The following is a 26,713-nucleotide window of genomic DNA, read 5'->3' as shown; positions in this document are numbered from 1 at the left end:
CATGACCAGGGGGCCGGGTTGCTCTGATCAATCGAGATCGGCGTGACCTACGGGTACAGGGAGTGCCTGCGCAAGGGCCGGGTCAGGTGAAAAGCTGCGACGCAAGTTCACAAGTCCTCAAGCTTGCTGAACTTGCGGCGGGCTTATGACTCTCATTACCCATCTTCTATGTCGTCCATAGCCGCTATTTTCTTTTCTGCCTCCTCCCAACCATTACTTGGTGTGTCGGAGCGACCTTCTATCTAGAAAATTTTGCTCACGCTATAGGACTTCTCCGACGCCAAGCTCATCAAATCCCAGGCATTTTTGCCAGTAACTTGAAGTCGTCCAACATCTCTGAGCGAGCCTGTATTGGCCGGTTCACGGCACATTCACCTGCTTAAATGGCGTATTTGAACTGACCGTTCGGACAGTTATTTTCAAAAAAAGCCATGCCGATTCGGCATAGGGTAGGCGTTTACGGCATTAGACGTCGCTCCCTTGCATGGGAATAGTTGCGCCTTTTTTCGCCTGCCAGTAAGCCATTTCGGCCACGCTGCGGTGACCTTCTACGGAGGCAGATGCACACACTTTTTCGCTTCCGAGCGTTCCAGATGGCGCATTTGCCTTAAGTCCACTTGAAGTAAGGGTAATGACATGAAGAAGGCAAAGCTAAGCCTCGCCTGGCAGATCCTCATCGGTTTGGTGTTGGGGATCGCAATCGGTGCAGTGCTCAACCATTTCAGTGCTGAAAAAGCCTGGTGGATCAGCAATGTGTTGCAGCCAGCGGGCGATATCTTTATTCGTCTGATCAAGATGATCGTGATCCCGATTGTGATTTCCTCGCTGATCGTGGGCATCGCCGGTGTGGGGGACGCGAAGAAGCTCGGCCGAATCGGTGTCAAAACCATCCTTTACTTCGAAGTGGTCACCACCATCGCTATTGTGGTCGGCCTGCTGCTTGCCAACCTGTTCCACCCGGGCGCCGGCATCGACATGAGTACCCTGGGTACCGTCGACATCTCCAAATACACCGCCACCGCCGCCGAAGTGCAGCATGAGCATGCGTTCATCGAGACGATCCTCAACCTGATCCCGTCGAACATTTTTGCGGCGGTCGCCCGCGGCGACATGTTGCCGATCATCTTCTTCTCGGTGCTGTTCGGCCTGGGGTTGTCGAGCCTCAAACCTGAGCTGCGCGAGCCGCTGGTGACCATGTTCCAGGGCGTGTCGGAGAGCATGTTCAAAGTCACCCACATGATCATGAAGTACGCCCCGATCGGTGTATTTGCCCTGATCGCGGTGACCGTTGCCAATTTCGGCTTCGCCTCCTTGCTGCCGCTGGCCAAGCTGGTGATCCTGGTTTACGTGGCCATCCTGTTCTTCGCCTTTGCGGTACTGGGCTCGATCGCACGCCTGTTTGGCTTCTCGATCATCAAGTTGATGCGCATCTTCAAAGACGAATTGGTACTGGCCTACTCCACTGCCAGCTCCGAAACCGTGTTGCCTCGCGTGATCGAGAAGATGGAGGCGTACGGAGCGCCAAAGGCCATCTGCAGCTTCGTGGTGCCGACCGGCTACTCGTTTAACCTCGACGGTTCGACCCTGTACCAGAGCATCGCCGCCATCTTTATCGCCCAGCTGTATGGCATCGACCTGTCGATCGGCCAGCAGCTGATGCTGGTGCTGACCCTGATGGTCACCTCCAAAGGTATCGCCGGCGTGCCGGGCGTATCCTTCGTGGTACTGCTGGCCACATTGGGCAGCGTGGGCATTCCGCTGGAAGGCTTGGCATTCATCGCCGGTGTCGACCGTGTGATGGACATGGCGCGTACCGCACTGAACGTGATCGGCAATGCCTTGGCCGTACTGGTCATCTCCCGTTGGGAAGGCATGTACGATGACGCCAAGGGCGAGCGCTACTGGAACTCCCTGCCACACTGGCGCAGCAAAGAAGCGCTGCCGGCCGGCGAGGCCAGCCGCGGCTGATGCGCGAGTGATTTGAAACAAACCCCGGGAAATCCGGGGTTTGTCGTTTCTGCCAGCCCCGTTATCATTCGCTCCATCTTTCGGGGGATTCAACTGATGCTCAATGGCCTGTGGCTTGGCTTCTTTGTCGTGGCAATGGTGTCAGCACTGGTGCAGTGGCTGGTTGGCGGTAATGCCGGGATTTTTGCGGCGATGGTCGAAAGCATTTTCGCCATGGCCAAATTGTCGGTGGAAGTGATGGTGCTGCTGTTCGGCACCCTGACCTTATGGCTGGGCTTTTTGCGTATCGCCGAAAAGGCTGGGATCGTCGATTGGCTGGCCAGGGCCCTCGGGCCGCTGTTTCGCCGCCTGATGCCTGAGGTGCCCGCTGGCCACCCGGCTATCGGCTTGATCACCCTCAACTTCGCCGCCAACGGTCTGGGCCTGGACAACGCCGCTACGCCTATCGGCCTGAAAGCCATGAAGGCGTTGCAGGAACTCAACCCGATCCCGAACGTTGCGAGCAACGCGCAGATTCTGTTCCTGGTGCTTAACGCCTCCTCGCTGACGCTGTTGCCGGTGACGATCTTCATGTACCGCGCCCAGCAAGGTGCTGCGGACCCGACGTTAGTGTTCCTGCCGATCCTGTTGGCGACCAGTGCCTCGACCTTGGTCGGCCTGCTCTCGGTGGCGGTGATGCAACGCCTGCGCCTGTGGGACCCGGTGGTGCTGGCCTACCTGATTCCCGGCGCACTGGTGCTGGGCGGCTTTATGGCGCTGCTGGCGACCCTGTCCGCCACGGCCCTGGCCGGCCTTTCTTCGATACTCGGCAACCTCACGCTGTTTGGGTTGATCATGCTGTTCCTGGTGATCGGCGCACTGCGCAAGGTGAAGGTCTACGAGGCCTTTGTCGAAGGCGCCAAAGAGGGCTTCGACGTTGCCAAGAACCTGCTGCCGTACCTGGTGGCGATGCTGTGTGCCGTGGGTGTGTTGCGCGCCTCCGGGGCGTTGGATTTCGGCCTGGAGGGGATTCGCCATGTGGTGGCCTGGAGCGGGATGGACACGCGCTTTGTCGACGCGCTGCCGACTGCGATGGTCAAGCCGTTTTCCGGCAGTGCCGCACGGGCGCTGTTGATCGAGACCATGCAAACCAAGGGCGTGGACAGCTTCCCGGCACTGGTGGCGGCGACGATTCAAGGCAGTACGGAAACCACCTTTTATGTGTTGGCAGTGTACTTCGGTTCGGTGGGGATACAGCGGGCGCGGCATGCGGTGGGGTGTGCGTTGCTGGCGGAGTTTGCTGGCGTCGTGGCGGCGATTTCGGTGTGCTACTGGTTCTTTGGTTAAGGCTTAGATTGCTATCGCAGGCAAGCCAGCTCCCACCTGTTTGAATGTATTTACACATCAAAATGTGGGAGCTGGCTTGCCTGCGATGAGGCCCTCAGCGTTTCGCAGCAGTATTGCCCTGCTGCACCACCCAATCCACCACCTGCTTATTCAACTGATCACCCGCCTGCCCAAACGCAGCCACTACGGCCGGCACCTTGGTATCACCCACCGGCTGGCGCACCTCAAACCGCCGGCTGGCGATAATCCGCTGATCACTCCCGCGCACCAACCGCGCATCCAGGCGGATCACTACTTCCACCGCACTGGCGCGATACTCACTCTGAAACGCCTGCAACTGGCCGCCCAGCTCGTAGTCGGCCTGCAGGTTGGTCTCGTCGGTGCTCAGCAGCGTTACCCGCCCATCGCGCTGGAAACCGTCCATGAATCGATTGCGCAGCAACACCGGGGTCGGGTCGCTCCAGCGTGAGTTCGCATAGCTGCTGATCAGGTCACCGTTGGGCACCACGGCAATGCGCGGGCTGTCGAGAAACTCGCTGCTCTGCGGCTTTGACACGCGCAGCGACCAACTGACCGGCGTGCCTTGGCTGCTCGTTTGTGCTGAAGCCAGGCGGTATACGTCCGACGGGTCCGGCTTGGGCAAGATCGAGCACGCGCTGATGAGGGCCAGGGCCAGAGGGGCGATCATTTGGTAAGCACGCTTCATGGCGTGAACTCCTTGTTCTTGTCGCTGCCCAGCAGGTAACCGCTGGGGTTGGCTTCGAGGCGGCGGGAGATGGCGCGCAGCGAACCCAAGGTTTCGCGCAGTTCGCGCACGGCGGGTGCCAATTCGTTGAGGCCCTGCATGCCGCTGTTCACCGAGTCCTTGTTGTTGGTCAGCAAGGTGTTGATGGTCGCGGTGCTTTGCTCCAGGGACTTCATTGCCTGCTCGGCGCTGCCGAAGGCCTGCTTGCCTTGCTCGTTGAGCAGGCCATTGGCATTGCGCATCAGCACGGTGGTTTGCTCCAGCGCGGCAGTCGCCTGTTTGCTCACTTGCATCAGTTGCTGCATCACCACCTTTATATCGCCGCGCTGTTCAGCGATGGCGCCGGTGGTCTGCTGCAGGTTGTCCAGCGTATTGCTCAGGCGCTCGACGTTCTCCCGGGAGAACATGTGGTTGGCGTTGTGCAGCAGCAGGTTGATGCTGGTCATCAGGTCGTTGCTGTTATTGAGCAGGCGCGCGATCGGCGATGGCGACGCGATGATTTCCGGCAGGTTGCCGTCCTTGCCCTTGAGTTCCGGGCTTTGCGGGGTACCGCCGCTGAGCTGGATGATCGAGGTGCCGGTGATACCGGTCAGTGCCAGTTTGGCCTGGGTGTCTTCCTTGATCGGCGTTTGCCCGGCCAGGCGAATGCGTGCGAGAACACGGCGCGGGTCTTTCGGGTCCAGGCGCAGGCTGGTGACGTCGCCCACCTTGATCCCGCTGTATTGCACCGAACTGCCCTGGGACAGGCCGCTGACCGCCTCGTTGAACACCACCTCATATTCCTGGAAGGCGCTGTCGACGCTGGACTTGGCCAGCCACAGGCCGAACAGCATTGCGCCGACCACCACGATCACGCTAAACAGACCGATCATCACATGATGGGCTCGGGTTTCCATGTCATACCTCGTTGAGCGATTGAGCGGCAACCAATGCCGCACGGCCACGGGGGCCGTGGAAATATTCGTGAATCCAGGCGTCGTTCGTTTCCGAGACAACATCGATGGCGCCTGCCACCAGCACTTTCTTCTGCGCCAGCACGGCCACGCGGTCGGTGATGGTGTACAGCGTGTCGAGGTCGTGGGTGACCAGGAATACGCTCAGGCCCAGCGCATCACGCAGGGTCAGGATCAGTTGGTCGAACTGCGCTGCGCCAATCGGATCGAGGCCGGCGGTGGGTTCGTCGAGGAACAGGATGTCCGGGTCCAACGCCAAGGCTCGTGCCAAGGCCGCGCGCTTGATCATGCCGCCGGAGAGTGACGCCGGGTACTTGTCGGCAGCCGAAAGAGGTAGCCCGGCCAATGCCAGTTTGACGGCGGCCAGGTGTTCGGCGTCGGCACGGCTGAGGCCCGCGTGCTCAATCAATGGCAGGGCGACGTTTTCGGTGACCGTCAGCGAGGAAAACAGCGCGCCCTTCTGAAACAGCACGCCAAAGCGCCGTTCCACCAACGAGCGTTCATGTTCCGACAGGCTTGGCAGGTTCTTGCCGAACACCCGTATTTCGCCTTCGCTGGGGCGGCGCAGGCCGACGATGCTGCGCAACAGCACGGACTTGCCGCTGCCGGAGCCGCCGACCACCGCGAGGATCTCGCCTTTATACAAATCCAGATCGAGGTTCTCGTGCACGCTCTGGCTGCCAAAGCGGTTGCACAGGCCGCGCACTTCGATCACCGCCTCGCAGGGCGCACGGTGTAGACGACTCACCAGCCCATCTCCATGAAGAACAGCGCGGCGACCGCATCCAGCACAATCACCACAAAGATCGATTGCACCACGCTGGAAGTGGTGTGGGCGCCGACCGACTCGGCACTGCCGCTGACTTTGAAACCTTCGAGGCAGCCAATCGCCGCGATCAGGAAGGCGAAGAAGGGGGCTTTCACCATGCCCACCAGGAAATGCTGTACGCCGATGTCCGATTGCAACAGCGAGAGAAACATGGCCGGCGAAATATCCAGCGCGACAGCGCACACCACCCCGCCGCCGATAATCCCCGAGAGCATCGCCAGGAAGGTCAGCATCGGCAGCGACACCAGCAGCGCCATCACGCGTGGCAGAACCAGCAGCTCCATCGGGTCCAGGCCCAGGGTACGGATGGCGTCGATTTCTTCGTTGGCTTTCATTGAGCCGATTTGCGCGGTAAAGGCGCTGGCGGTACGACCGGCGATCAGGATGGCGGTGAGCAATACGCCAAATTCACGTAGGAAAGAAAACGCCACCAAGTCCACGGTGAAAATGGTCGCGCCGAAACTCTTGAGTACTGTGGCGCCGAGAAACGCGACTACCGCGCCGACCAGAAACGTCAGTAGCGCCACGATGGGCGCGGCGTCGAGGCCGGTTTGTTCGATATGCGCGACCATCGGCGTGATGCGCCAGCGCTTGGGGCGGAAGATGCCGCGAGCGAGGGTTTCGAGGATCACCCCGATAAAGCCCAGCAGTTGATTGCTGTCCTGCCAGACGGTGTCCACCGCGCGGCCGATGCGTGCCAGCACCTGGATACCGGCGGTTTCTTCGGGCGCCTTGTCCGGCACACAAAAATCATTCAGGGAACGGTAGACGGTCTTGAGCAGTGCGCGGTCGGGGGCGGACAGGCTGCAGTCGGTTTGCTCGGCAGATTGCTCGATGCGGTCCGGTCCCAGCAACTCGACCAACAGCGACGCGCCGGCGGTGTCCAGGGCACCGAGGCCATTGAGGTCAATACGGGCGCCGGCGTCGTATTGGCCGTCGAGTTTGTCCGACAGCTTCTTCAGGTTTGCATAGTGGGCAAGCGTCCAGTCCCCTGTAATCCTGAGTAACGGGGGAACGGTAGACGAATCGAGATGGGCTGCGCCGGCCGTCGTACGAGTGGTCATAAGCTCCGAGCTTGTTTGGCTATCCACAATCCCTACGTAATAGCACGATACGGCCTACTTTGGCGTGTCCGTTTGTGCTGTGTCAGTGACTTTGAATCGCAGCACACCGATGACCTGCCCGTCTTCCGTCAACACCCGCACCTGCCAGCGCCCTACCGAATCGGCCGGGAAGTTCTGCTTGTGGGTCCAGGCGCGGTAGCCTTCCTTGCGGCCACCGTGGATATCCAGGGCGATGCGGTCGACCTCTTGGCCGTTGAATTTCCACACATGGTAAATCCGCTCATCCAGCCCGCGCGGTGCGTTGATCGCGGTATAGGCGTACAGCCCGCCACTGCGCAGTTGGGCGGCGCTGACTTCCTTGAGGTCGTCGCCCGGCGTGCGGTCTTGCAGCTGGGTGCTGATCGCGACTTCGGTCATCCATAACGTGGCCGGCGGTACCCAGCTGCGCAGGAACCAACCGGCGCAGCCAATGGCGGCCGTGACTCCCAGCAGCATCGCCCAGCCTTTGATACTGCGCAGCGGCAGGCTTGCGGCCAGGCTTGGAATCGACAATGCCATGGCGACGCCCAGCGCGAGCTTGTAACTCTCGGCGGTGGTCAGGTGCAGGATGATCGGCAGCGCGGTGAGCAGCGCGGCGAACAGAGTCAGGGTGTGCAGCGCCAGGAACAGCGAGCGTTTGGGCGCCAGCCACTTGTAGTACAGCGGGTCGGTAATCGACACGAGTGCCGCCGCACCGAGCAGGCCGGTGAAAATCGATTGGCCACTGTTCCAGCTGGTTGTGACGAAAAAGAACGGCAACACAAAAAACAGACTTTCCTGGTGGATCATCTGGGTGGCATAGCGCAGCAGCGGTTCGGGGATTTCGCGCTTGAAGACTTTGGCGAACAGTTGGGTAAAGCTGTTTTCCAGCATCAGCCACAGCCAGCTCACCAGCATGATCACCGCGATCCAACTGGCCATGCCTTGCTGACGATCCACCAGAATGAAGCTGCACACACCCGAGATAAAACCGCCGAGTGCGATCACCCCTGGATAGCGCTTGATCAGTACGAGAATGCGCTGGATTAGGGGCGGCAGGTTTGGCATGGGCGGTTCACAGTGGGTGTAGGAAAAAACCCGGACAGAATAACGTCTTAGGCCTGGGCTCGGTGCTTCATTACGCGATCCGTTTGCGATAAAGCCGAACGCCGATCAACCCGCTGGCGATCAGCGCAAGCGCACCGACGCCGATCCAGGCCAGGGTGTCATAGCTCAGCAGCGGTTTTTCCACGCGCCAATAGCCCGGTTGGTCGAACACCTGGCGCATCGCCTGATTGGTCTGTGCCAGGGTCACGGCCTTGATGCGCTTCACCGGGTCACTGAAATGGCCGTTGTTGTAGTCGCCCGAGGCACTCCAGTAATAGTCGGCCAGGGCGCTGTTGCCTTGCACTGCCCAGGCCTGGCGGGCGATGGCGGCTTGCTGCAGGCGGGCGAATGTCGTCGGGTCGAGGCCGTCTTTGAGCAGTTGCGCCTTGAGATTTTGGAGCACCTGTTCGGCTTCGGGCAGGTTGTCCCGCTCAAGGTCGGCATTCAGGCTCAGGAAACCGACGCCGCCGAGCACTTCTCGCTCGCTCCACGGACCGTAGGATAAACCGTGCTTGAGGCGCAGTTGACGGTAGAGCGCCCAGTCCAGGTAGTCCTTGAGCAAGTCGTAGGTTTCATCATGTTGATCGTCGAGTACCGGTTCGGGGAACAGCCAGTGCAGCTTGGCACTGTCACCGACCCAGCCGTGGACAAGATCCCGGTGGCTGGCGGCGGCCTGCTGGATTTCCGGGAGCGGCAGATGCTCACTCGGCTCGACCGGGTCGAGTTGGCCATAGGTGCGTTCCAGGTAGGCCGGTAGCAGTTTGTCGAGGTCGCCGACGATGATCAGGGTCATGTTGTTGGGCGCGTACCAATTTTTGCGCAGGGACTCCAATTGATCGCGGGTCAAGTGGTCGACTTGCGCACGTTCGGCGCATTTGAGCCCCAGTTCGACGGCCAGTTGGTTGCTGGCGGTGTGGCCAAGGTCCTGGCGGTCGAGCAGGCGTTGCAGGTGTGAGTAGTGGCCGCCATCTTCGCGTTCGACCACCTGCTTGGCCGCTTTGATGTTGGCATCGGACAGTTCAGTGCGGGTGATGATCGCGAGTAGCAAGTCCAGCACCTTGCGCTGGTTTTGTGCGGGCGCTTCGATCACAAAGGTGGTGTCGGCGTTGCTGGTGTAGGCGTTCCACTCGCCGCCGAGGGCTTGCATGCGGTCTTCCAGGTCGCCTTCGCCGCCGCCGTCTATGCCGCTGAACAATAGGTGTTCGAGCAGGTGCGGCAGCTCCTTTTCATCACAACGGAAATCATCCAAACCCACGCCTACGACCAGGCGGATGGCCACATGCCCGCGCTCGGTGCCCGGTTTGAGCAGCAATTGCAGGCCGTTGGGCAGGGTGTAGCCCTCGACTTGCAGACGATCAAAGGCGAAGGCGTGTGCAGAGCCCAACAACAGGCAGGCGAATAACAGGCGACGCATAACAAGCTTCCTGGCGAATGATTGTGGGAGCGGGCTTGCTCGTGAAGGCGGTGGTTCAGTCGGCCGAATCGTCGACTGGCGCACCACTTTTTTCGCGAGTAAGCCCGCTCCCACATTGCCGGTTTGGTTTTAAGTCCATTTTTTACTGACTGTGCAGCCGCCCGTACGTTCAGGGCGAATGGGTGATGTCGGCAATATCTTCAGCGGAGAGTGCACCGGTGTCGGAGGTTTCGAGCACCACATAGGCGCTGCTGCAGAACAGTGAGTTGAGACGCTTCATGTCGGCAATCAGCTCCAAGTGCAAGGAACTGGTCTCCAGGCTCTGTACGATTTTGCGTTGCAGGCGGCTGACGTGAGCATGCGCCAGGCGGCGTTCCTGAGCGCGAAAGCGGCGCTTCTCGCGCAGCAATTGGCGGGCGCTTTCGGGGTCGGCACTCAGGAACACCGACAGGCCCAGACGCAGGTTGGCAATCAGTTGCGTATGCAGGCCGGCCAGTTCTTCCAGGCCCACTTCAGAAAACTGGCGACGCTGCGAGGTTTTCTGCTGCTGGACCTTGCGCAGCATGCGCTCGATCAGGTCGCCAGCCAGTTTCAGGTTGATTGATAGCTCGATGATCTCGGCCCAACGGCGGCTGTCTTGTTCACTGAGGTCTTCGCGGGGCATTTGCGCGAGGTAGAGCTTGATCGCGCTGTAGAGTGCCTCGACATCATCGCTGAGACTGCGCATTTCCTGGGTAATCGCCGTTTGCTTGCCGCGCAGCACTTCGAGCATGGCGGTGAGCATGTTGTCGATCAAGTCGCCCAAGCGCAGGGTTTCGCGGGCGGCGTTGGCCAAGGCCAGGCTTGGTGTGGCAAGTGAGGCCAAGTCCAGGTGGCGCGGCTTGGCTTTGCCGTTGACCTCTGCTTGTTCCGGCAGTAACCAGGCGCACAGACGTGCCATCGGGCTAATGCTCGGCAGCAGGATCAGGCAGCGGCTGGTGTTGTAGAGCAGATGGAAGGTGATGACCATGCCTTGGGCGCTGTAGTCCAAACCGTCCATCCAGCGCACGAGCGGGTCGAGTACGGGGATGATCAGCAGCAGGCCGATCAGTTTGTACAGCAGGCTGCCCAAGGCAACCTGGCGACCTGCGGCGTTCTGCATGCTGGTGCTGAGGAAGGCCAGCACGCCACTGCCGATGTTGGCGCCGATCACCAGGCCGATGGCCACGTGCAGGCCGATCACACCGGCGCCGGCTAACGTTGCCGTGAGCAATACGGCGGCCAGGCTGGAGTAGGAAATCATTGCGAACAACGCGCCGACCAAGGCGTCCAGCAAGATGTCGCCAGTCAGCGAGGCAAAGATGACTTTGACGCCTTGGGCATGGGTAATCGGCCCGGCAGCTTCGACGATCAGTTGCAGGGCGAGAATGATCAGGCCCAGGCCGATCCCGACCCGTCCCATCTGGCCTGCTCGCGTCTGTTTGCGCGACAGGAAGAAAATCACCCCCAGAAAGATCAGCAGCGGTGACAGCCAGGACAAGTCGAAGGTCAGCACCCGCGCCATCAATGCCGTACCGACGTCGGCGCCAAGCATGGTCGCAAGCGCGGGCGTGAGGCCCATCAGGCCCTGGCCGACAAACGAGGTCACCAGCATTGCCGTGGCGTTGCTGCTCTGCACCATGGCCGTCACCAGAATACCGGCGACAAACGCCAGCCAGCGCTTGGACATGTTCTGCCCGATGACTTGGCGCAAGTTGGAACCGTAGACCCGCAAGATGCCGGTACGGACAATGTGCGTGCCCCAGATAAGCAGGGTCACGGCGGAAAGCAGATTGAGCAAGGTCAGCATGCTCGGCCCCCCGTGTGGGTGCGCCCCAATTGGAGCGAAGGAAAGTTGCCGCGTGCTGTTCTACGTCTTGTACTTAAGCTGTAGTTGGCGAATGGGCTCTGCGCCAGCATCGCATAGCTAAAGTAGGTATTGAAACAAAACTGTCATGAAATCAGCTTTTTGCGGATGAAAAAAAGGGGCTTATAAAAGCCCCTTTTTGTCTGGCTCGGGTTTATTGACCCGGAATGTCCTTGCGCAGTTTCACCGGGTCCTGTTGTTTCTTCTTCTTCGCGATCGAGGTGCGCATCTTGATGTTGATCGCTTCCACCGCCAGCGAGAACGCCATGGCGAAGTAGACGTAGCCCTTTGGCACATGTACGCCGAAGGATTCGGCGATCAGCACAGTACCCACTACGAGCAGGAACGACAGCGCGAGCATTTTCAGCGACGGGTGCTTGTCGATGAATTCGCTGATGGTGCCGGCTGCCAGCATCATCACCAGTACGGCGACGATGATCGCGGCGACCATGACGGGTACATGGGAAACCATGCCCACCGCCGTGATGACCGAGTCCAGGGAGAACACGATGTCGATGATCGCGATCTGGATGATGGTGTAGATGAACTTGCCACCGGCGCCTTTGGGCTCATCGTGGGTTTCGTCTTCACCTTCCAGTGCGTGATACATCTCCTGGGAGCTTTTCCACAGCAGGAACAGGCCACCGAAGAACAGAATCAGGTCGCGACCGGAAATGCCTTGGCCGAAGACCACGAACAGGTCGGCGGTCAATTGCATGACCCACGTAATCGACAGCAGCAACAGGATTCGCGTCACCATGGCCAGGGCCAGGCCGAAGATCCGAGTGCGCGCCTGCATGTGCTTGGGCATGCGGCTGACCAGGATCGAAATCATGATGATGTTATCGATGCCCAGGACGATCTCGAGGGCCGTCAGGGTGAAGAAGGCAATCCAGATTTCCGGATTGGTCAGCCATTCCATGTGTATTCCTTTGAGCAAGTGTGAAACCGCGCAAGCTGCAGCGCCGCGCGGTTAGGTCGGTAGGATTATAGAGTGCTGAATAGCGGAAAAATCCCCATCAGCAAAGCGGCGAACATTATGCACAGGCATACCAGCACTGCCCACTTGAGGGTAAAGCGTTGGTGATCGCCAAATTCGATGCCGGCCAGGGCGACCAACAGGTAGGTCGAAGGTACCAACGGGCTGAGCAAATGCACGGGTTGGCCAACGATGGAGGCGCGCGCCATTTCCACGGCGGTGATGCCGTAATGGCTGGCCGCTTCGGCGAGTACCGGCAGTACGCCGTAGTAGAACGCATCGTTGGACATGAAGAAGGTAAACGGCATGCTTACCAGCGCGGTGATCACCGCGAGGTACGGGCCCAGCGCGTCCGGGATGACCGCCAGCAAGCTCTTGGACATGGCATCGACCATGCCGGTGCCGGACAGAATGCCGGTGAAGATGCCGGCGGCGAAGATTAGCCCGACTACCGCCAGTACGCTGCCGGCGTGGGCGGCGACGCGGTCCTTTTGCTGTTGCAGGCACGGGTAGTTGACGATCATCGCGATACTGAACGCCACCATGAACAGCACCGGCAGCGGCAACAGGCCGGCGATCAGGGTGCACATCAGGGCGAAGGTCAGGGCGCCGTTGAACCAGATCAGCTTTGGACGGCGGGCGTCCGGGAATTGCGACACGCTGATCTCGCTGTGGTCGATTTCATCACCTTGCAGGTGCAGCTCACCCAGGCGGGCACGTTCGCGCTTGCCGTACATATAGGCAATCACCAGGATCGCCACTACACCGGCGGCCATGGCCGGGATCATCGGCACGAAAATATCCGACGGGTCCACATGCAGCGCACTGGCGGCGCGGGCAGTCGGGCCGCCCCAGGGCGTCATATTCATCACGCCGCCGGCGAGGATGATCAGGCCGGCCATGATGCGTGGGCTCATGCCGATACGCTGGTACAGCGGCAGCATGGCTGCCACGCAGATCATGTAGGTGGTGGCGCCGTCACCGTCGAGGGAGACGACCAGGGCCAGCACAGCGGTGCCGACCGACACTTTCAGCGGGTCGCCCTTGACCATCTTGAGGATCTTGCGCACGGCCGGGTCGAACAGGCCGGAGTCGATCATCAGGGCAAAGTAGAGGATGGCGAACATCAGCATCACGCCGGTTGGCGCAAGCTTGGTGATACCCGCAAGCATCATCGGGCCGATTTCCGGCGCAAAGCCACCAAACAGGGCGAACAGGATCGGCACAATGATCAAAGCAATCAGCGCAGACAGGCGCTTGGTCATGATCAGGAACATGAACGTGATGACCATGGCAAAGCCAAGGAAAGTCAGCATAGGAATACTCCAGGCGTAGCGCGGCTAGGGAATGGCGAACCGGTTGGGGGTCAGCGCAGTACGAAAGGCACGTAGCGTACGGTGGGAGTTGGAGCGAACAGGCGGGTACGAACAGACATCAGGAATCACCATTGTTGTTGTTAACAGCCGGTCTGTTGCCGGCAGTGGGGGCGATCCTAGACGGGGAAGCTTTCAGCCAGCTTTCGCTGAGCACTCAGATGATCAGAGGTTCGTAGGACTTCTCTTTAAGGTGGGTTAAGGCAGTTCCAAACCCCCTGCCGCTTTGTGCAGGGCCCGCAGATGCTCACCTACCTGTTTGAGGTTGGCCTCGCAGGCGGCGATCTCGGCAGCGCGGGACGGCTCCAGCAGCACCCGCACCTCTTTATCCAGGTCGCCGCTCAAGGATTGCAGTTGCTTCTGGCGTTCGGCACTTTCCGATTCCAGGCGTTGGGCTTCTGACGGTTGTGGCAGGCCGTAGCCGCTGGTGCCCAGCAGTTCTGCGGGGCGGCTGAGGAAGCCGCTGTTGGCGAGGATCTGTTGCAACGTGTGGTTGGCTTTTTCCATGCCGCCGTTTTTCAGTTCGCGTGCACCGAGGTAGCGTTGTTTGACTTCGTCCTGAGCGAGCATCAGTTGCCTGCGATAGCTTGCCTGCTCCAGCAGCAACAATGCGGCGCTGGTGCGCAGGTCGGCCTGGCTGAACCATTGGCGGCGTTCCTCGGCGCTGAGAGACAGCCAGTCTTCCACCTGGGTCTGTTTAATCGGCAGGTGTTTGCGCAACACGTCGAACATCGCCTGGTAGCGTTCGCGGAACGAGTCGAAGTGATACCCCAGGCGCAACGCCTCGCGTTTGTCATTGAGCACGCTGGTGTCGGCCAGGCCACGGGCGCTGAGTACTTCCAGCAGACCGTTGGGGGTGATGTTGTCCAGGCCGGTCAATTGCGGGTTGGCGCTGCCACTGCGCAACAGTTTCAGGCTTTCCACTGCGCAGTTATTGGAAATGAAGAAGTAGTTGCCGTCATAGCTCCAGTGCATTTCGGCGGCATGCTCGACGGTATCGTTGATCTCTTGGCGCGAGAGCTTGAGCGGCACTGACGCCAGGCCGCGCAACTCGGTCTTGGTGTATTCGTCGATCACTTGGGCCAGCGGCAGCACAAATAGCCGTGACGGGTACTTGCCCACCAGGCCATCCCAGCTCGACAGCTGTACGTCACCGACAAATGCGCGGTAGGACAGCACCAGGTGCTGGTCCAGGTCCAGCCGGCAATCCGGGCCGCGTGGGCGACCGGGCGCGCAGATCACCAGGCGCAACATGCTGTGGCCCCAGCGGCTGACCAGGTTTTGGTTGGCTTCGGCCAGCAGGTAGTCGATTTCATACACCCGCTCCGGATCGATCTGGCCCAGCGGCGTCTTGGCGAAATCGTTGCCGGCGTTCAGGAACGCGTAGGTCGTGGCGCAGGTGTCTTGCTCGGACGGCGCCCAGCCGAAGTGTTCCTTGTAATAGCGAAACAGCGCGGGGCGACGGCAGGCGTAGCTCGGGTCGAGGAGGAAGTACTCCATGTTGACGGCCACGAACTCCAGCGGGCTGGTGGTTTCGTAGATGTCCGGGCTGCGGGCGACCTGATGGTTGTGCTGCTCCCGCTCGCCGCGGCGCCCCACGTATTGCGGCCATCCGGCAAGGTCCAGCAGGCGCGGGTCGTCACTTAAGGTAAAGCGGCGGTCGTTCTGGCCTCGGCATTGATCGGGGAGGCCGATCAGGCCGGTGATGTTGTTCTGGCGGCTGCAGCGCTGGATCAGTGTGCGCTCGTCTTTGGTCCACAGGCGCGCACGGTCGTAAATGTGGGTCAGTTCATGCAGCACGGTGGCGAGCATTTCGCGGCGTACGGTGCCGTGGGGGCGGTTGGTCTTCTGCGTGGCCGCGCTGCCGTCGGTCAGGCTGGCAAGCAGGTTTTGGTTGAGGTCCAGTTCGGACACCAGAGATGCCTGGCCATAAGCGTTTTCAGGCATTTTGTCGGTCCAGCCGACATCAATGCGCCGGTCCAGCTGCTCGATAAAGCGCGGCGGCAAAGCGCGCATCGCCTCATCGAGCAATGCCTGGCTGGCCTGCTGTTCGGCCGGGCTCAAGCCTTCGGTCTTGAGCCGCAGTTGCAGGCTGGCCTGGGCTGCGCTTGCACAGAGCAGCACAGTCCCGGCCAGTAGCCAGGCGACTAGCCGCCTCACAGAGCGAGGATAGCTTCGGCGAGAGTCTGGTCACTGGCATCGCGCGCTTCCGGTACGCGGGTTCGCAGGGTGTCGAAGGCGGCTTCCAATTGCGCGCCACGGATCTCGCCATTGGTGGCGACGAAGCTGGCGGCGTCATCGTGGGCTTCGCGCACGATTTTGGAGTCGCGGATGGACGTGGTGGTGTCCGAAGTGAAATCAATGGTGCGGGCCGAGGCACGCACGACGATGTTACTGGTGGCCTTGAGGGTCTGCGCGTGGGCAACATCGGCCAACAACAGCAGGCCGAGAGCGGCGGCGATCAGCGGGCTACGCATGGGATGACTCCAAAATACAAAGATGGAAATACAAAGATGATTATTGGACGAGAATTGCCTGCGCCAGTTCAAGGTCGCTGGCATGAAGTTTTGGCTGGGTCCGACGCAGATAATCCAGCGCAGATTCCAGACGAGCTCCCCGCCATTGGCCGTCAGTGGCAATAAATGCGGCAGCGTCATCCTGGGCGGCCAGTACCAACTTTCTGTCAAAGGGTGCTGACGTCACCTTGCTGGTGGCATACGCACTGATGACGGTGCTCTGGGTGGACACGTCAAAGGCCGAAGCCAGGGGTGACCAGCAGGCGCAAAACAACACGGGAACGATCAACAGGCGGTATGAAAAAGCCATGGGACTCGACAACTGAAAGCGAGCGCCAAGGCTAGCGCAACGCCCGGGCGAGAGCCAGCGCTGACACATCTGGTGGTGGCTGGCGCTCTCTTGGGTCGACTTGGCGTCAGATGGCCAGAATGGCCTGCGCCAACTGTGCGTCCGTTGCGGTGTTCAGCTGGGGAGCCTGTTGGCGGATCTGTGCCAGGGCGCTTTCGAGCTTCACACCACGAATGGCGCCTTCGCTGGCGACAAAGCTGGCTGCGTCGTCGCGGGCCGCTTGCACGACCTTGTTGTCGCGCAGGGAAGAGGTGGCATCCGAGCTGGCATCGGACGTCGCTTTCAGCGCGCCGACGATCGAATCAGTGGTCACGATAAGGCTGCTCGCGTTGGCGTTGGCAGCTACGGCCAACAGGGCGGCAGCACTCAGCAGGCGAAGACGGGACATGGAATCACTCCTGTAGATAATCAAATAAAGCGGCGCAAAGCGCCCACTGTGAAACGGACAGTGTTGCTGTTGAGCATCAGACGCCCGTTCTACAAGGTTCGCCACGTGATGGTGGAATCTTAAGCTGCCGCTTATCCGTTCGGGAAGTTTATTCACTGTTCAATCACGCCAGAACGGCTTGGACAGCTCGGCGATTCGGTCTCCCGAACTGATTCCAGCGTCGGACAGTTCGCGCGGGTCAAGTTGTGCCAGTTGGCGCCGCTCATGGGTTTTTCGTCCCCAGCTGCCTACGGCATGGGCCATACGCACTATCAACTGCTTATAAGATGAAGTGTCTGTCTTCATGGCTGGAGCCTTTCATGAGGTCTAGGGACACCCTGTTGGCTGGCTCGAGCTCACCGATACAGATACACCGAAGTTAAATTGTACTGCTTAACTGTAGTTATTTTTAAACTGTACTTGTTTTCATGAAGTGCATCTGTTTAACGGTACAAAAGCTGAACGCCAGAAACAGCAAAGCCCGCCTCCGGTTACCCGGGGCGGGCTTTGCTTTGACAAATCAGGGTGCTGGCGGTGGACCCGGCGGGTCAGGGCCAGCGGGCGCCAATTAGCGCCAGAACGGCTTGCTCAGCTCTTCGTAGCGTTGCGCTTCGCTGATACCGGCGTCAGCCAGCAGACGCGAATCCAGACGAGCCAGTTGGTGGCGGCTGGAGATGCGGCGCTGCCACAACATCAGGTTGGCGAGAACGCGCAAAGGCAGGGAAGCCTGGGTGTTTACAGCTTTTTCTTCGAAGAACAGATCGGAACTGAGTGTACGTTCCATGATGACATCCTTCCGCTTGTGGCGGGATTAGGTAGTGGTTTAACTGATGCCAATGATCCTCCTCCGACGCAAGACTCTCTAGATACAGTTCACCTGTATTGTGAGGGGCCAGTTAACTGTTTATAGCGGCTGTACGGTACGTAAATGGGGCAACTGTACCTGTCCGCACCGAAACAGTGCGAAATAGGCATTTTAGGTGAGGGGCGTAGGAGAATTCAGTAGGAAATGACCGGTACAGCAGTACAGTTTTTGTAAAAAGTACCGCTGAAATTCCCAGGCTGATGAAACTGTATTTGCATCAGCCTGGATCTGTATCAATCAGGCCTTGAGCATATGCCCGGTTTCTTCCAGGTTGATGTGCCAACTCAGTGCTTCACGCAGGATATGCGGGGTATGACCGCCGATCACGCAGGCGGCATTGAAGTAAGTGTTCAGCGCATCGCGGTAGGCCGGGTGTACACAGTTGTCGATGATCACCCGAGCCCGCTCACGCGGCGCCAGGCCGCGCAGGTCGGCAAGGCCAATCTCGGTCACCAGAATGTCGACGTCATGTTCGGTGTGGTCCACGTGGCTGACCATCGGTACCACGCTGGATATCGCGCCGCCTTTGGCTATCGACTTGGTGACGAAGATCGCCAGGTGCGCATTGCGCGCGAAGTCTCCGGAGCCGCCAATGCCGTTCATCATCCGTGTGCCGCAGACGTGGGTGGAGTTGACGTTGCCGTAGATGTCGAATTCCAGCGCGGTGTTGATGCCGATAATGCCCAGGCGCCGAACCACTTCGGGGTGATTGGAGATTTCCTGTGGGCGCAGTACCAACTTGTCCTTGTAGTGTTCCAGGTTGCCGAACACATCGGCGTTGCGTCGCTCCGACAAGGTAATCGAGCTGCCCGAGGCGAAGCTCAGCTTGCCCGCGTCGATCAGGTCGAATGTTGAGTCCTGCAATACTTCCGAGTACATGGTCAGGTCTTCGAACGGCGATTCGATCAGGCCGCACATCACCGCGTTGGCGATGTTGCCGATCCCGGCCTGCAGCGGGCCGAGCTTGTTGGTCATGCGTCCGGCGTCTACTTCCTGCTTGAGGAAATTAATCAGGTGGTTGGCGATGCCTTGGGTATCGGCGTCCGGCGGCGTCACCGTAGAAGCGGAGTCTGCCTTGTTGGTGATTACGATGGCGACGATCTTCTCGGGCGGGATCGGAATCGCGGTGCTGCCGATGCGGTCGTCGACCTTAACCAGCGGGATCGGCGTGCGAGTCGGCCGGTACGTTGGAATATAGATGTCGTGCAGCCCTTCCAGATTCGGGTTGTGCGCGAGGTTGATCTCAACAATCACTTGCTTGGCGAAAATCGCGAAGCTGGCCGAATTGCCCACGGAGGTGGTGGGCACGATATGCCCTTGCTCGGTGATCGCGACGGCTTCGATGACGGCAATGTCCGGCAGCTTGAGCTGGTTGTTGCGCAGTTGCTCGACGGTTTCCGACAAATGCTGGTCGATAAACATCACTTCGCCTGCGTTGATCGCTTTGCGCAGGGTGCTGTCGACCTGAAATGGCATGCGCCGGGACAGCACGCCAGCTTCGGTCAGTTGCTTGTCCAGGTCATTGCCCAGGCTGGCGCCGGTCATCAGGGTGATTTTCAGCGGGGAAATCTTGGCGCGTTCGGCCAGGGCGTGGGGGACGGCCTTGGCTTCACCGGCACGGGTGAAGCCGCTCATGCCGACGGTCATGCCGTCCTCGATCAGTGCGGCGGCATCTGCCGCGCTCATGACCTTGTTCAACAGCGAAGGCAAGCGGATACGATCACGGTACATGAATTGTTATCTCAGGCTACGGAAGCAAGGTGGGCAGTGTAGTGATTTCAAAAAAATTCGGCCCGCTACCATGGTCGAATGCCGGGCAGCGATTTAGAGCCTTTGGTCGGGTTTCGTCCGATAATAAAAAACCCCAGCCTACTGGAGGCCAGGGTTTCGGGTATTGCGCTGGCGCAGTGTTATTCGACGGCTTTGACCATGTCTTCGATGACCTTTTTGGCATCACCGAAGACCATCATGGTTTTGTCCAGGTAGAACAACTCGTTGTCCAGGCCCGCATAGCCGCTGGCCATCGAGCGTTTGTTGACGATAATGGTCTTGGCCTTGAACGCTTCCAGGATCGGCATGCCGGCGATCGGTGAGTTTGGATCGTTCTTGGCGGCCGGGTTGACCACGTCGTTCGCACCCAGCACCAGCACCACGTCGGCCTGGCCGAACTCGGAGTTGATGTCTTCCATCTCGAACACCTGGTCGTAAGGCACTTCCGCCTCGGCCAGCAGCACGTTCATATGCCCAGGCATACGGCCCGCTACCGGGTGGATCGCGTACTTCACGGTCACGCCACGATGAGTCAACTTTTCGGTCAGCTCTTTGAGCGCATGTTGCGCGCGGGCAACTGCCAGGCCATAGCCTGGAACAATGATCACGGTGTCGGCGTTGGTCAGCAGGAAGGTCGCGTCGTCCGCCGAGCCGGATTTCACCGGGCGTGCTTCTTTCGAGCCTGCCACTGCGCCGGCATCCGCCGTGTTGCCGAAACCGCCGAGCAGTACATTAAAGAAGGAGCGGTTCATCGCCTTGCACATGATGTACGACAGGATCGCGCCGCTGGAGCCCACCAGGGAGCCGGCGATGATCAGCATCGAGTTGTTCAGCGAGAAGCCGATGCCTGCTGCTGCCCAGCCGGAGTAGCTGTTAAGCATCGAGACGACAACCGGCATGTCGGCGCCACCGATCGGGATGATGATCAGCACGCCGAGCACGAACGCCAGGGCCAGCATCAATGCGAAGGCACTGAGGTTGCCGGTGAACATGAACGCCAGGCCGAGACCAAGGGTAGCCAGGCCAAGCACCAGGTTCAGCTTGTGCTGGCCGCCGAACTGTACCGGTGCGCCCTGGAACAGACGGAACTTGTACTTGCCCGACAGTTTGCCGAACGCGATCACCGAACCGGAGAAGGTGATAGCACCGATGGCCGCACCGAGGAACAGCTCCAAACGGTTACCGGCCGGAATCGAGTCGCCCAAATGTTTGACGATGCCCAGGGATTGCGGCTCGACCACGGCGGCGATGGCGATAAACACCGCTGCCAGGCCGATCATGCTGTGCATGAAGGCTACCAGCTCTGGCATCTTGGTCATTTCTACGCGCTTGGCCATGATCGAACCGGCGGTGCCGCCGACCAGCAGGCCGACGATGACGTAGCCAATACCGGCCGTGGCGAGTTCTGCGCCCAGTTTATAGATGAGGCCCACGGTGGTGAGTACCGCCAGCGCCATGCCGAGCATGCCAAACAGGTTGCCACGTCGCGACGTAGTTGGGTGTGACAGGCCTTTAAGGGCCTGGATAAAGCAGATCGACGCGATCAAGTAGAGCGTCGTAACTAGATTCATGCTCATTACTTGGGCGCCTCTTCTTTTACTTTCGGGGCTTTCTTCTTGAACATCTCAAGCATCCTGCGGGTGACCAGGAAGCCGCCGAACACGTTAACCGCCGCGAGCGCCACGGCCAGGGTGCCCATGGTCTTGCCCAGCGGCGTCACGGTGAGTGCGGCGGCGAGCATGGCGCCGACAATCACGATTGCGGAAATCGCGTTGGTCACCGCCATCAGCGGCGTGTGAAGCGCGGGGGTCACGTTCCAAACCACGTGGTAGCCGACATAAATCGCCAGCACAAAGATGATCAGGTTGTAGATACCGGGGGAGATAAGCTCTTCCATCGTCTGAATCCCTGCTTAGGCGTTTTTGCGGATGACTTGGCCGTCGCGGCACATCAGGCACGCGGCGACGATGTCGTCTTCGAGGTTGATTTCAAACTGCCCTTCCTTGGTGAAGACCAGCTTCAGGAAGTCCAGCAGGTTGCGCGCATATAGAGCAGAAGCATCGGCGGCTACGGCGCCGGCCAGGTTGGTCGGGCCGCAGATGGTCACGCCGTTTTCCACGACGACCTGATCGGCCACCGTTAGCGGGCAGTTACCGCCTTGGGCTGCGGCGAGGTCGATGACCACCGAGCCTGGCTTCATTTGCGCGACGGTCTCGGCGCTGAGCAGGGTGGGTGCCTTGCGACCTGGGATCAATGCGGTGGTGATGACGATGTCGGCTTGCTTGGCGCGTTCGTGTACGGCCAGGGCCTGGCGTTGCATCCAGCTCGACGGCATCGGGCGAGCATATCCGCCGACACCGACGGCGCATTCGCGCTCTTCATCGGTTTCATAGGGTACGTCGACGAACTTGGCGCCGAGGGATTCGATTTGCTCTTTTACTGCGGGGCGTACGTCAGACGCTTCGATCACTGCGCCCAGACGTTTCGCCGTGGCGATGGCCTGAAGGCCCGCAACACCCGCCCCGAGGATCAGCACGCGAGCGGCTTTGACGGTGCCTGCTGCGGTCATCAGCATCGGCATGAAGCGCGGGTAGTGGTGGGCTGCCAGCAGGACCGCTTTATAGCCGGCGATGTTGGCTTGAGACGACAGCACGTCGAGGCTCTGGGCGCGCGACGTACGTGGTGCGGCTTCAAGCGCGAAGGCAGTAATGCCGCGTTCGGCCAGCCTGGTAATGGTTTCGTTGCTGAACGGATTGAGCATGCCCACCAGCACGGTACCGCTTTTGATCAGCGCCAGCTCACTGTCGCTGGGGGCAACCACTTTGAGAATCAGCTCGGCGCCAAACGCATCGTTGGCACTGCCAATGGTTGCGCCTGCCGTTTCATAGGCACTGTCGACGATGCTGGCGTTGAGGCCTGCTCCGCTTTGAACAGTGACCTTATGGCCCTGGCCGATCAGCTTCTTGATGGTTTCCGGGGTGGCAGCCACCCGCGTTTCACCGGTCTGGGTTTCGAGAGGAACACCAATGTGCACGTCAAATCTCCTGCATGATCTTTTTGCTTTTGATCTTTTTGTAAAAAGGCCAGTGCACCGTGAGTGGCGCATCTGGGGCGGCCGATCAGCACGATCCCGCTGAAATGACAGCGGGGCGCGGCATTTTGCAGGCGAACTTTACGGCCTTCAAGGGATTATGACGGGTGACGAAAAATTAACTACAAGTCACCCTGTGACTGATTGTCGCAATGCGTGGAAATAACCTCTTTAAATACAGGTATTTAAAGGGATTTGCGGGCTTGTCGGCGCTTTTTCCATCGCCGGTGTGAATAGTTGGGCATTGGCCGGTGATAGTCCTTGAAAGCCATGATAATCATGGCTTTCAGTCTTTTTATGGTTGATAAGTACAGTCTGTCTAAAAGCGACATATACGTATATCTGTAGGCTTTCAATTTAATTGACTACAGGGTCAATAAAACCGTTTGTTCCTTTAAATGCCTGGGCTGTAGCGTTGTGACTGGTCAATAAGCCAGTCCCTGAAAGCATGCAGTGATGCAGATTCGACTTTTCTCTCGGGAATCATCAGGTAGTAAGCCTTGGAGCTGTTCAGTGCCTCGGGGCTCGCGATCACCAGCTGGTTCTCTTTTAGCTCGCGCTGGATGAGGAATGGTGGAATCAGCGCGATTCCCATGTCATGCATGGCGGCCTGGGACAACATCGAGAATAGCTCGTAACGAGGCCCTGTCATGTCACGGGGTATGTTCAGTTGTTGCGCGTTGAACCATTGGCGCCATGCGTAAGGTCTCGTGGTCTGCTGCAGCAGAGGCAGTTCTGCTATCTCCTGGGGGCTGAAGTGGGTACGGGTGCCCAGTAATCTTGGGCTGCACACGGGGACGGGGTTTTCTCCCATCAGTCGATGGGACTCCGTACCGGACCAGTCAGCATCGCCAAAGTAGATCGCGGCATCGAATTCGGTATCGGCAAATAGAAAAGGGCGCGTGCGGTTGGTGAGGTTGACCGTCACTTCCGGGTGCTGACGTTGAAAGTCCTTGAGGTGAGGAATCAGCCATTGGGTGCCAAAGGTTGGAACCACCGCCAGCTCGATGATGTTGGTGCCCTGCTGCCCCATTATCGACAAGGTGTCACGCTCAACTGCGTCCAGCTGCGTGGCGACGCGACGGCTATAGGACAGTCCCGCCTCTGTCAGCTTCACCCCGCGTCGTGAGCGACGAAACAGCTCGACACTCAAAAACTCCTCAAGGCTGGCTATCTGTCGACAGATGGCGCCCTGGGTGATGGAAAGCTCGTGCGCCGCCTTGGTAAAGCTCTCGTGGCGGGCCGCTGCTTCAAAACTGACCAGGGCCGTGGTGCTGGGAATTTTTCTGCGCATGTACGTAGTGCTCACTTAAAAAGCGCGTCAGCGCCGTTCTCAGTCGTTACGAAGTGAGAAATTAGCACAACCCTATGCAGAAACCTCGTTTGCCCTCTGCGCCTGCCCGGCCTAGGCTCCTTCCACGACTTCTGATTTCTTGCGCGAGGACTTATTTCATGGCTGGTAAGGCAAGCTTCAACTGGATCGATCCACTGCTGCTGGATCAACAGCTCACCGAAGAGGAGCGCATGGTGCGAGACAGCGCTGAGCAATTCGCCCAGGACAAGCTGGCGCCGCGTGTGCTCGAAGCCTTCCGCCATGAAAAGACCGACCCCGCGATCTTCCGCGAGATGGGCGAAACTGGCCTGCTGGGTGCGATGATTCCTGAGCAGTACGGTGGCAGCGGCTTGAGTTACGTCAGCTATGGGTTGATTGCCCGTGAGGTCGAGCGTGTCGACTCCGGCTATCGATCGATGATGAGTGTGCAATCCTCGTTGGTCATGGTGCCTATCAATGAGTTCGGTACCGAGGCGCAAAAGCAGAAGTACCTGCCGAAGTTGGCTTCTGGCGAATGGATTGGCTGCTTTGGTCTGACGGAGCCTAACCACGGTTCCGACCCAGGCGCGATGATTACACGTGCACGCAAGGTGGACGGCGGCTACAGCCTGACCGGCGCCAAGATGTGGATCACCAATAGCCCGATCGCTGATGTGTTTGTGGTGTGGGGCAAGGACGATGCCGGCGACATCCGTGGTTTTGTCCTGGAGAAGGGCTGGAAGGGGCTGAGCGCTCCGGCGATTCACGGCAAGGTGGGCCTGCGGGCTTCGATTACCGGTGAGATTGTCATGGATAACGTGTTTGTGCCGGAAGAGAACATCTTCCCGGATGTCCGTGGCTTGAAGGGGCCATTCACCTGCCTCAACTCCGCGCGCTATGGCATCTCCTGGGGGGCGCTGGGTGCCGCCGAGTTCTGCTGGCACACCGCGCGCCAGTACACCTTGGATCGTCATCAGTTTGGTCGTCCGCTGGCGGCGACCCAGTTGATCCAGAAGAAACTTGCCGACATGCAGACCGAGATCACTCTGGCCTTGCAAGGCTGCCTGCGTCTGGGGCGTATGAAGGATGAAGGTACGGCGGCGGTTGAGATTACCTCGATCATGAAGCGCAACTCCTGCGGCAAGTCCCTGGATATCGCGCGTATGGCGCGGGATATGTTGGGTGGCAACGGCATTTCCGACGAGTTCGGGGTGGCGCGTCACCTGGTCAACCTGGAGGTGGTTAACACCTACGAGGGCACTCATGACGTGCACGCTTTGATTCTCGGGCGCGCACAAACCGGCCTTCAGGCGTTCTATTAATAGGAGCACGGCATGGGCGCGCTTTCACACCTGCGGGTATTGGACTTATCGCGAGTGCTGGCGGGCCCTTGGTCCGGGCAGATACTTGCGGACCTTGGGGCTGAGGTGATCAAGGTCGAGCGGCCGGGTAATGGCGATGACACGCGCGCATGGGGGCCGCCTTTCCTTAAGGACGCCTATGGCGAGAACACCACTGAGGCGGCGTATTACCTGTCGGCTAACCGTAACAAGGAGTCGGTGACTATCGACTTCACGCGGCCGGAGGGGCAGAAGCTGGTGCGTGACCTGGCTGCCAAGTCCGACATTCTGATCGAGAACTTCAAGGTGGGTGGCCTGGCGGCGTATGGGCTGGACTATGAGTCGCTCAAGGAGATCAATCCGGAGTTGATTTACTGCTCCATCACGGGCTTTGGCCAGACGGGGCCTTATGCGACGCGTGCAGGCTACGACTTTATGATTCAGGGGCTGGGAGGGCTCATGAGTCTGACGGGTCGGCCCGAGGGTGATGATGGGGCTGGGCCGGTGAAGGTGGGTGTCGCGTTGACTGACATCTTGACGGGCCTTTACTCGACTGTGGCGATCCTGGCGGCATTGGCTCACCGAGACCACGACGGTGGCGGGCAGCATATCGACATGGCATTGCTGGATGTGCAGGTGGCTTGCCTGGCTAACCAGGCGATGAATTACTTGACGACGGGTGTGTCGCCGAAGCGGCTGGGTAATGCTCACCCGAACATTGTGCCCTATCAGGATTTCCCCACGGCTGATGGTGACTTCATCCTGACGGTGGGTAATGACGGTCAGTTTCGCAAGTTCGCTGAGGTGGCTGGGAAGCCGCAGTGGGCCGATGACCCGCGCTTTGCTTCTAATAAGATGCGGGTGGCCAATCGTGCAGAGCTGATTCCTCTGATTCGCCAGGCAACGGTGTTCAAGACGACGGCTCAGTGGGTGGCGCTGCTGGAGCAGGTGGGTGTGCCTTGTGGGCCGATCAATGATCTGGCCCAGGTGTTTGCCGATCCGCAAGTCAAGGCGCGGGGGTTGGCGATGGCATTACCTCACGCGCTGGCAGGGATGGTGCCGCAGGTGGCCAGCCCGATACGGTTGTCCAAGACGCCGGTCGAGTATCGGAGTGCGCCTCCTCTATTAGGAGAGCATACGGTTCAGGTGTTGCAGGGCGTGCTTGGGCTGGGGGCGGCGAATGTGGCTGCTTTAAAGGAGGCAGGCGTTATCTGAGCCTCTTCTTCTATATAGAGCATGCGAACGGCTCTATATAGGTTGTTTCTTAATCAATCCTAACTAATTGATAGAAAAGCAAAATTAAGCGTTGACGGCAGATTCTGGAAGTCTATAATTCGCCCCACTTCCGGCGCAGTCGAAACGGAAAACTCCTTGGTAAACAA

The 26,713-nt window shown here is 59.4% G+C and carries 24 protein-coding genes; 4 read left to right on the top strand and 20 right to left on the bottom strand.

What is annotated here, in order from left to right:
* Nucleotides 1-636: 636 nt before the first annotated feature.
* On the top strand, nt 637-1,968 hold the full coding sequence (gene gltP / locus ACDZ94_RS08095; RefSeq protein ID WP_064450061.1) for a glutamate/aspartate:proton symporter GltP: 1,332 nt from the start codon (nt 637-639) through the stop codon (nt 1,966-1,968).
* Nucleotides 1,969-2,064: 96 nt separating this feature from the next.
* The gene (locus ACDZ94_RS08090; protein WP_064450062.1) at nt 2,065-3,294 is read left to right on the top strand and encodes a nucleoside recognition domain-containing protein; all 1,230 of its coding nucleotides are present in this window, start codon (nt 2,065-2,067) and stop codon (nt 3,292-3,294) included.
* A gap of 94 nt (nt 3,295-3,388) precedes the next feature.
* Here ACDZ94_RS08090 and ACDZ94_RS08085 read toward each other — a convergent pair whose 3' ends face one another.
* From ACDZ94_RS08085 to ACDZ94_RS07990, 20 genes are all read right to left on the bottom strand, one after another.
* Entirely contained in the window at nt 3,389-4,000 is a 612-nt protein-coding gene (locus tag ACDZ94_RS08085) for an ABC-type transport auxiliary lipoprotein family protein (RefSeq protein WP_432751316.1), read from the bottom strand.
* Nucleotides 3,997-4,935: an MlaD family protein gene (locus tag ACDZ94_RS08080; RefSeq protein WP_053253687.1), complete on the bottom strand. Its 939-nt coding sequence runs from the start codon at nt 4,933-4,935 to the stop codon at nt 3,997-3,999. The genes ACDZ94_RS08085 and ACDZ94_RS08080 overlap by 4 nt, the downstream gene beginning before the upstream one ends.
* A 1-nt stretch (nt 4,936) precedes the next feature.
* Nucleotides 4,937-5,740, bottom strand: a complete 804-nt coding sequence (locus ACDZ94_RS08075; RefSeq protein WP_064450064.1) for an ABC transporter ATP-binding protein — start codon at nt 5,738-5,740, stop codon at nt 4,937-4,939.
* Nucleotides 5,737-6,885, bottom strand: a complete 1,149-nt coding sequence (locus ACDZ94_RS08070) for an ABC transporter permease (RefSeq protein ID WP_221296002.1) — start codon at nt 6,883-6,885, stop codon at nt 5,737-5,739. Before ACDZ94_RS08070 ends, ACDZ94_RS08075 begins: the two co-directional genes overlap by 4 nt.
* 54 nt (nt 6,886-6,939) lie before the next feature.
* Entirely contained in the window at nt 6,940-7,971 is a 1,032-nt protein-coding gene (locus ACDZ94_RS08065; RefSeq protein ID WP_221296003.1) for a DUF5924 family protein, read from the bottom strand.
* 70 nt (nt 7,972-8,041) lie between these two features.
* Nucleotides 8,042-9,424, bottom strand: a complete 1,383-nt coding sequence (locus tag ACDZ94_RS08060) for a M16 family metallopeptidase (protein WP_221296004.1) — start codon at nt 9,422-9,424, stop codon at nt 8,042-8,044.
* Nucleotides 9,425-9,593: 169 nt separating this feature from the next.
* Nucleotides 9,594-11,252, bottom strand: coding sequence for a Na/Pi cotransporter family protein (locus tag ACDZ94_RS08055; RefSeq protein WP_064450068.1), 1,659 nt, complete (start codon nt 11,250-11,252; stop codon nt 9,594-9,596).
* Between the two features lie 211 nt (nt 11,253-11,463).
* Nucleotides 11,464-12,231 carry a TerC family protein gene (locus tag ACDZ94_RS08050; RefSeq protein ID WP_064450069.1) on the bottom strand — a complete coding sequence of 256 codons (768 nt, stop codon included), beginning with the start codon at nt 12,229-12,231 and terminating at the stop codon, nt 11,464-11,466.
* A gap of 65 nt (nt 12,232-12,296) precedes the next feature.
* A complete protein-coding gene (locus tag ACDZ94_RS08045) occupies nt 12,297-13,604 on the bottom strand; it encodes a CitMHS family transporter (protein ID WP_064450070.1) in 1,308 nt (435 codons plus the stop codon).
* A 255-nt stretch (nt 13,605-13,859) separates the two neighbouring features.
* Nucleotides 13,860-15,821, bottom strand: coding sequence for a DUF4105 domain-containing protein (locus ACDZ94_RS08040; RefSeq protein ID WP_064450071.1), 1,962 nt, complete (start codon nt 15,819-15,821; stop codon nt 13,860-13,862).
* Entirely contained in the window at nt 15,818-16,138 is a 321-nt protein-coding gene (locus ACDZ94_RS08035) for a DUF2388 domain-containing protein (RefSeq protein WP_064450072.1), read from the bottom strand. The genes ACDZ94_RS08040 and ACDZ94_RS08035 overlap by 4 nt, the downstream gene beginning before the upstream one ends.
* A 40-nt stretch (nt 16,139-16,178) precedes the next feature.
* Nucleotides 16,179-16,487, bottom strand: a complete 309-nt coding sequence (locus tag ACDZ94_RS08030; RefSeq protein ID WP_064450073.1) for a DUF2388 domain-containing protein — start codon at nt 16,485-16,487, stop codon at nt 16,179-16,181.
* 106 nt (nt 16,488-16,593) lie between these two features.
* Nucleotides 16,594-16,914: a DUF2388 domain-containing protein gene (locus tag ACDZ94_RS08025; protein ID WP_064450074.1), complete on the bottom strand. Its 321-nt coding sequence runs from the start codon at nt 16,912-16,914 to the stop codon at nt 16,594-16,596.
* A 159-nt stretch (nt 16,915-17,073) separates the two neighbouring features.
* On the bottom strand, nt 17,074-17,259 hold the full coding sequence (locus ACDZ94_RS08020) for a DUF1127 domain-containing protein (RefSeq protein WP_082895802.1): 186 nt from the start codon (nt 17,257-17,259) through the stop codon (nt 17,074-17,076).
* Nucleotides 17,260-17,521: 262 nt separating this feature from the next.
* The gene (locus tag ACDZ94_RS08015; protein ID WP_003214752.1) at nt 17,522-17,737 is read right to left on the bottom strand and encodes a DUF1127 domain-containing protein; all 216 of its coding nucleotides are present in this window, start codon (nt 17,735-17,737) and stop codon (nt 17,522-17,524) included.
* Between the two features lie 318 nt (nt 17,738-18,055).
* Nucleotides 18,056-19,549: an acetyl-CoA hydrolase/transferase family protein gene (locus tag ACDZ94_RS08010; RefSeq protein ID WP_432751315.1), complete on the bottom strand. Its 1,494-nt coding sequence runs from the start codon at nt 19,547-19,549 to the stop codon at nt 18,056-18,058.
* Nucleotides 19,550-19,728: 179 nt separating this feature from the next.
* Complete coding sequence (locus tag ACDZ94_RS08005; RefSeq protein WP_064450076.1) at nt 19,729-21,165, bottom strand: NAD(P)(+) transhydrogenase (Re/Si-specific) subunit beta; 1,437 nt, start codon at nt 21,163-21,165, stop codon at nt 19,729-19,731.
* Nucleotides 21,165-21,485, bottom strand: coding sequence for an NAD(P) transhydrogenase subunit alpha (locus tag ACDZ94_RS08000; protein ID WP_003187417.1), 321 nt, complete (start codon nt 21,483-21,485; stop codon nt 21,165-21,167). The genes ACDZ94_RS08005 and ACDZ94_RS08000 overlap by 1 nt, the downstream gene beginning before the upstream one ends.
* 15 nt (nt 21,486-21,500) lie before the next feature.
* Complete coding sequence (locus tag ACDZ94_RS07995; protein ID WP_064450077.1) at nt 21,501-22,622, bottom strand: Re/Si-specific NAD(P)(+) transhydrogenase subunit alpha; 1,122 nt, start codon at nt 22,620-22,622, stop codon at nt 21,501-21,503.
* Nucleotides 22,623-23,073: 451 nt separating this feature from the next.
* A complete protein-coding gene (locus tag ACDZ94_RS07990; protein WP_432751314.1) occupies nt 23,074-23,973 on the bottom strand; it encodes a LysR family transcriptional regulator in 900 nt (299 codons plus the stop codon).
* A gap of 158 nt (nt 23,974-24,131) precedes the next feature.
* On the opposite strand from ACDZ94_RS07990, the gene ACDZ94_RS07985 reads away from it, so the two are divergent.
* Both ACDZ94_RS07985 and ACDZ94_RS07980 read left to right on the top strand, forming a co-directional pair.
* The gene (locus tag ACDZ94_RS07985; RefSeq protein ID WP_064450079.1) at nt 24,132-25,313 is read left to right on the top strand and encodes an acyl-CoA dehydrogenase; all 1,182 of its coding nucleotides are present in this window, start codon (nt 24,132-24,134) and stop codon (nt 25,311-25,313) included.
* 12 nt (nt 25,314-25,325) lie between these two features.
* Nucleotides 25,326-26,546, top strand: coding sequence for a CaiB/BaiF CoA transferase family protein (locus ACDZ94_RS07980; RefSeq protein WP_432751313.1), 1,221 nt, complete (start codon nt 25,326-25,328; stop codon nt 26,544-26,546).
* Nucleotides 26,547-26,713: the final 167 nt, after the last annotated feature.

This window comes from Pseudomonas sp. UBT (assembly GCF_050915955.1).
GTDB lineage: Bacteria > Pseudomonadota > Gammaproteobacteria > Pseudomonadales > Pseudomonadaceae > Aquipseudomonas > Aquipseudomonas antarctica_A.
The sequence above is the reverse complement of the archived record's forward strand: the minus strand, read 5'-3'. Positions and strand labels throughout refer to the sequence as shown.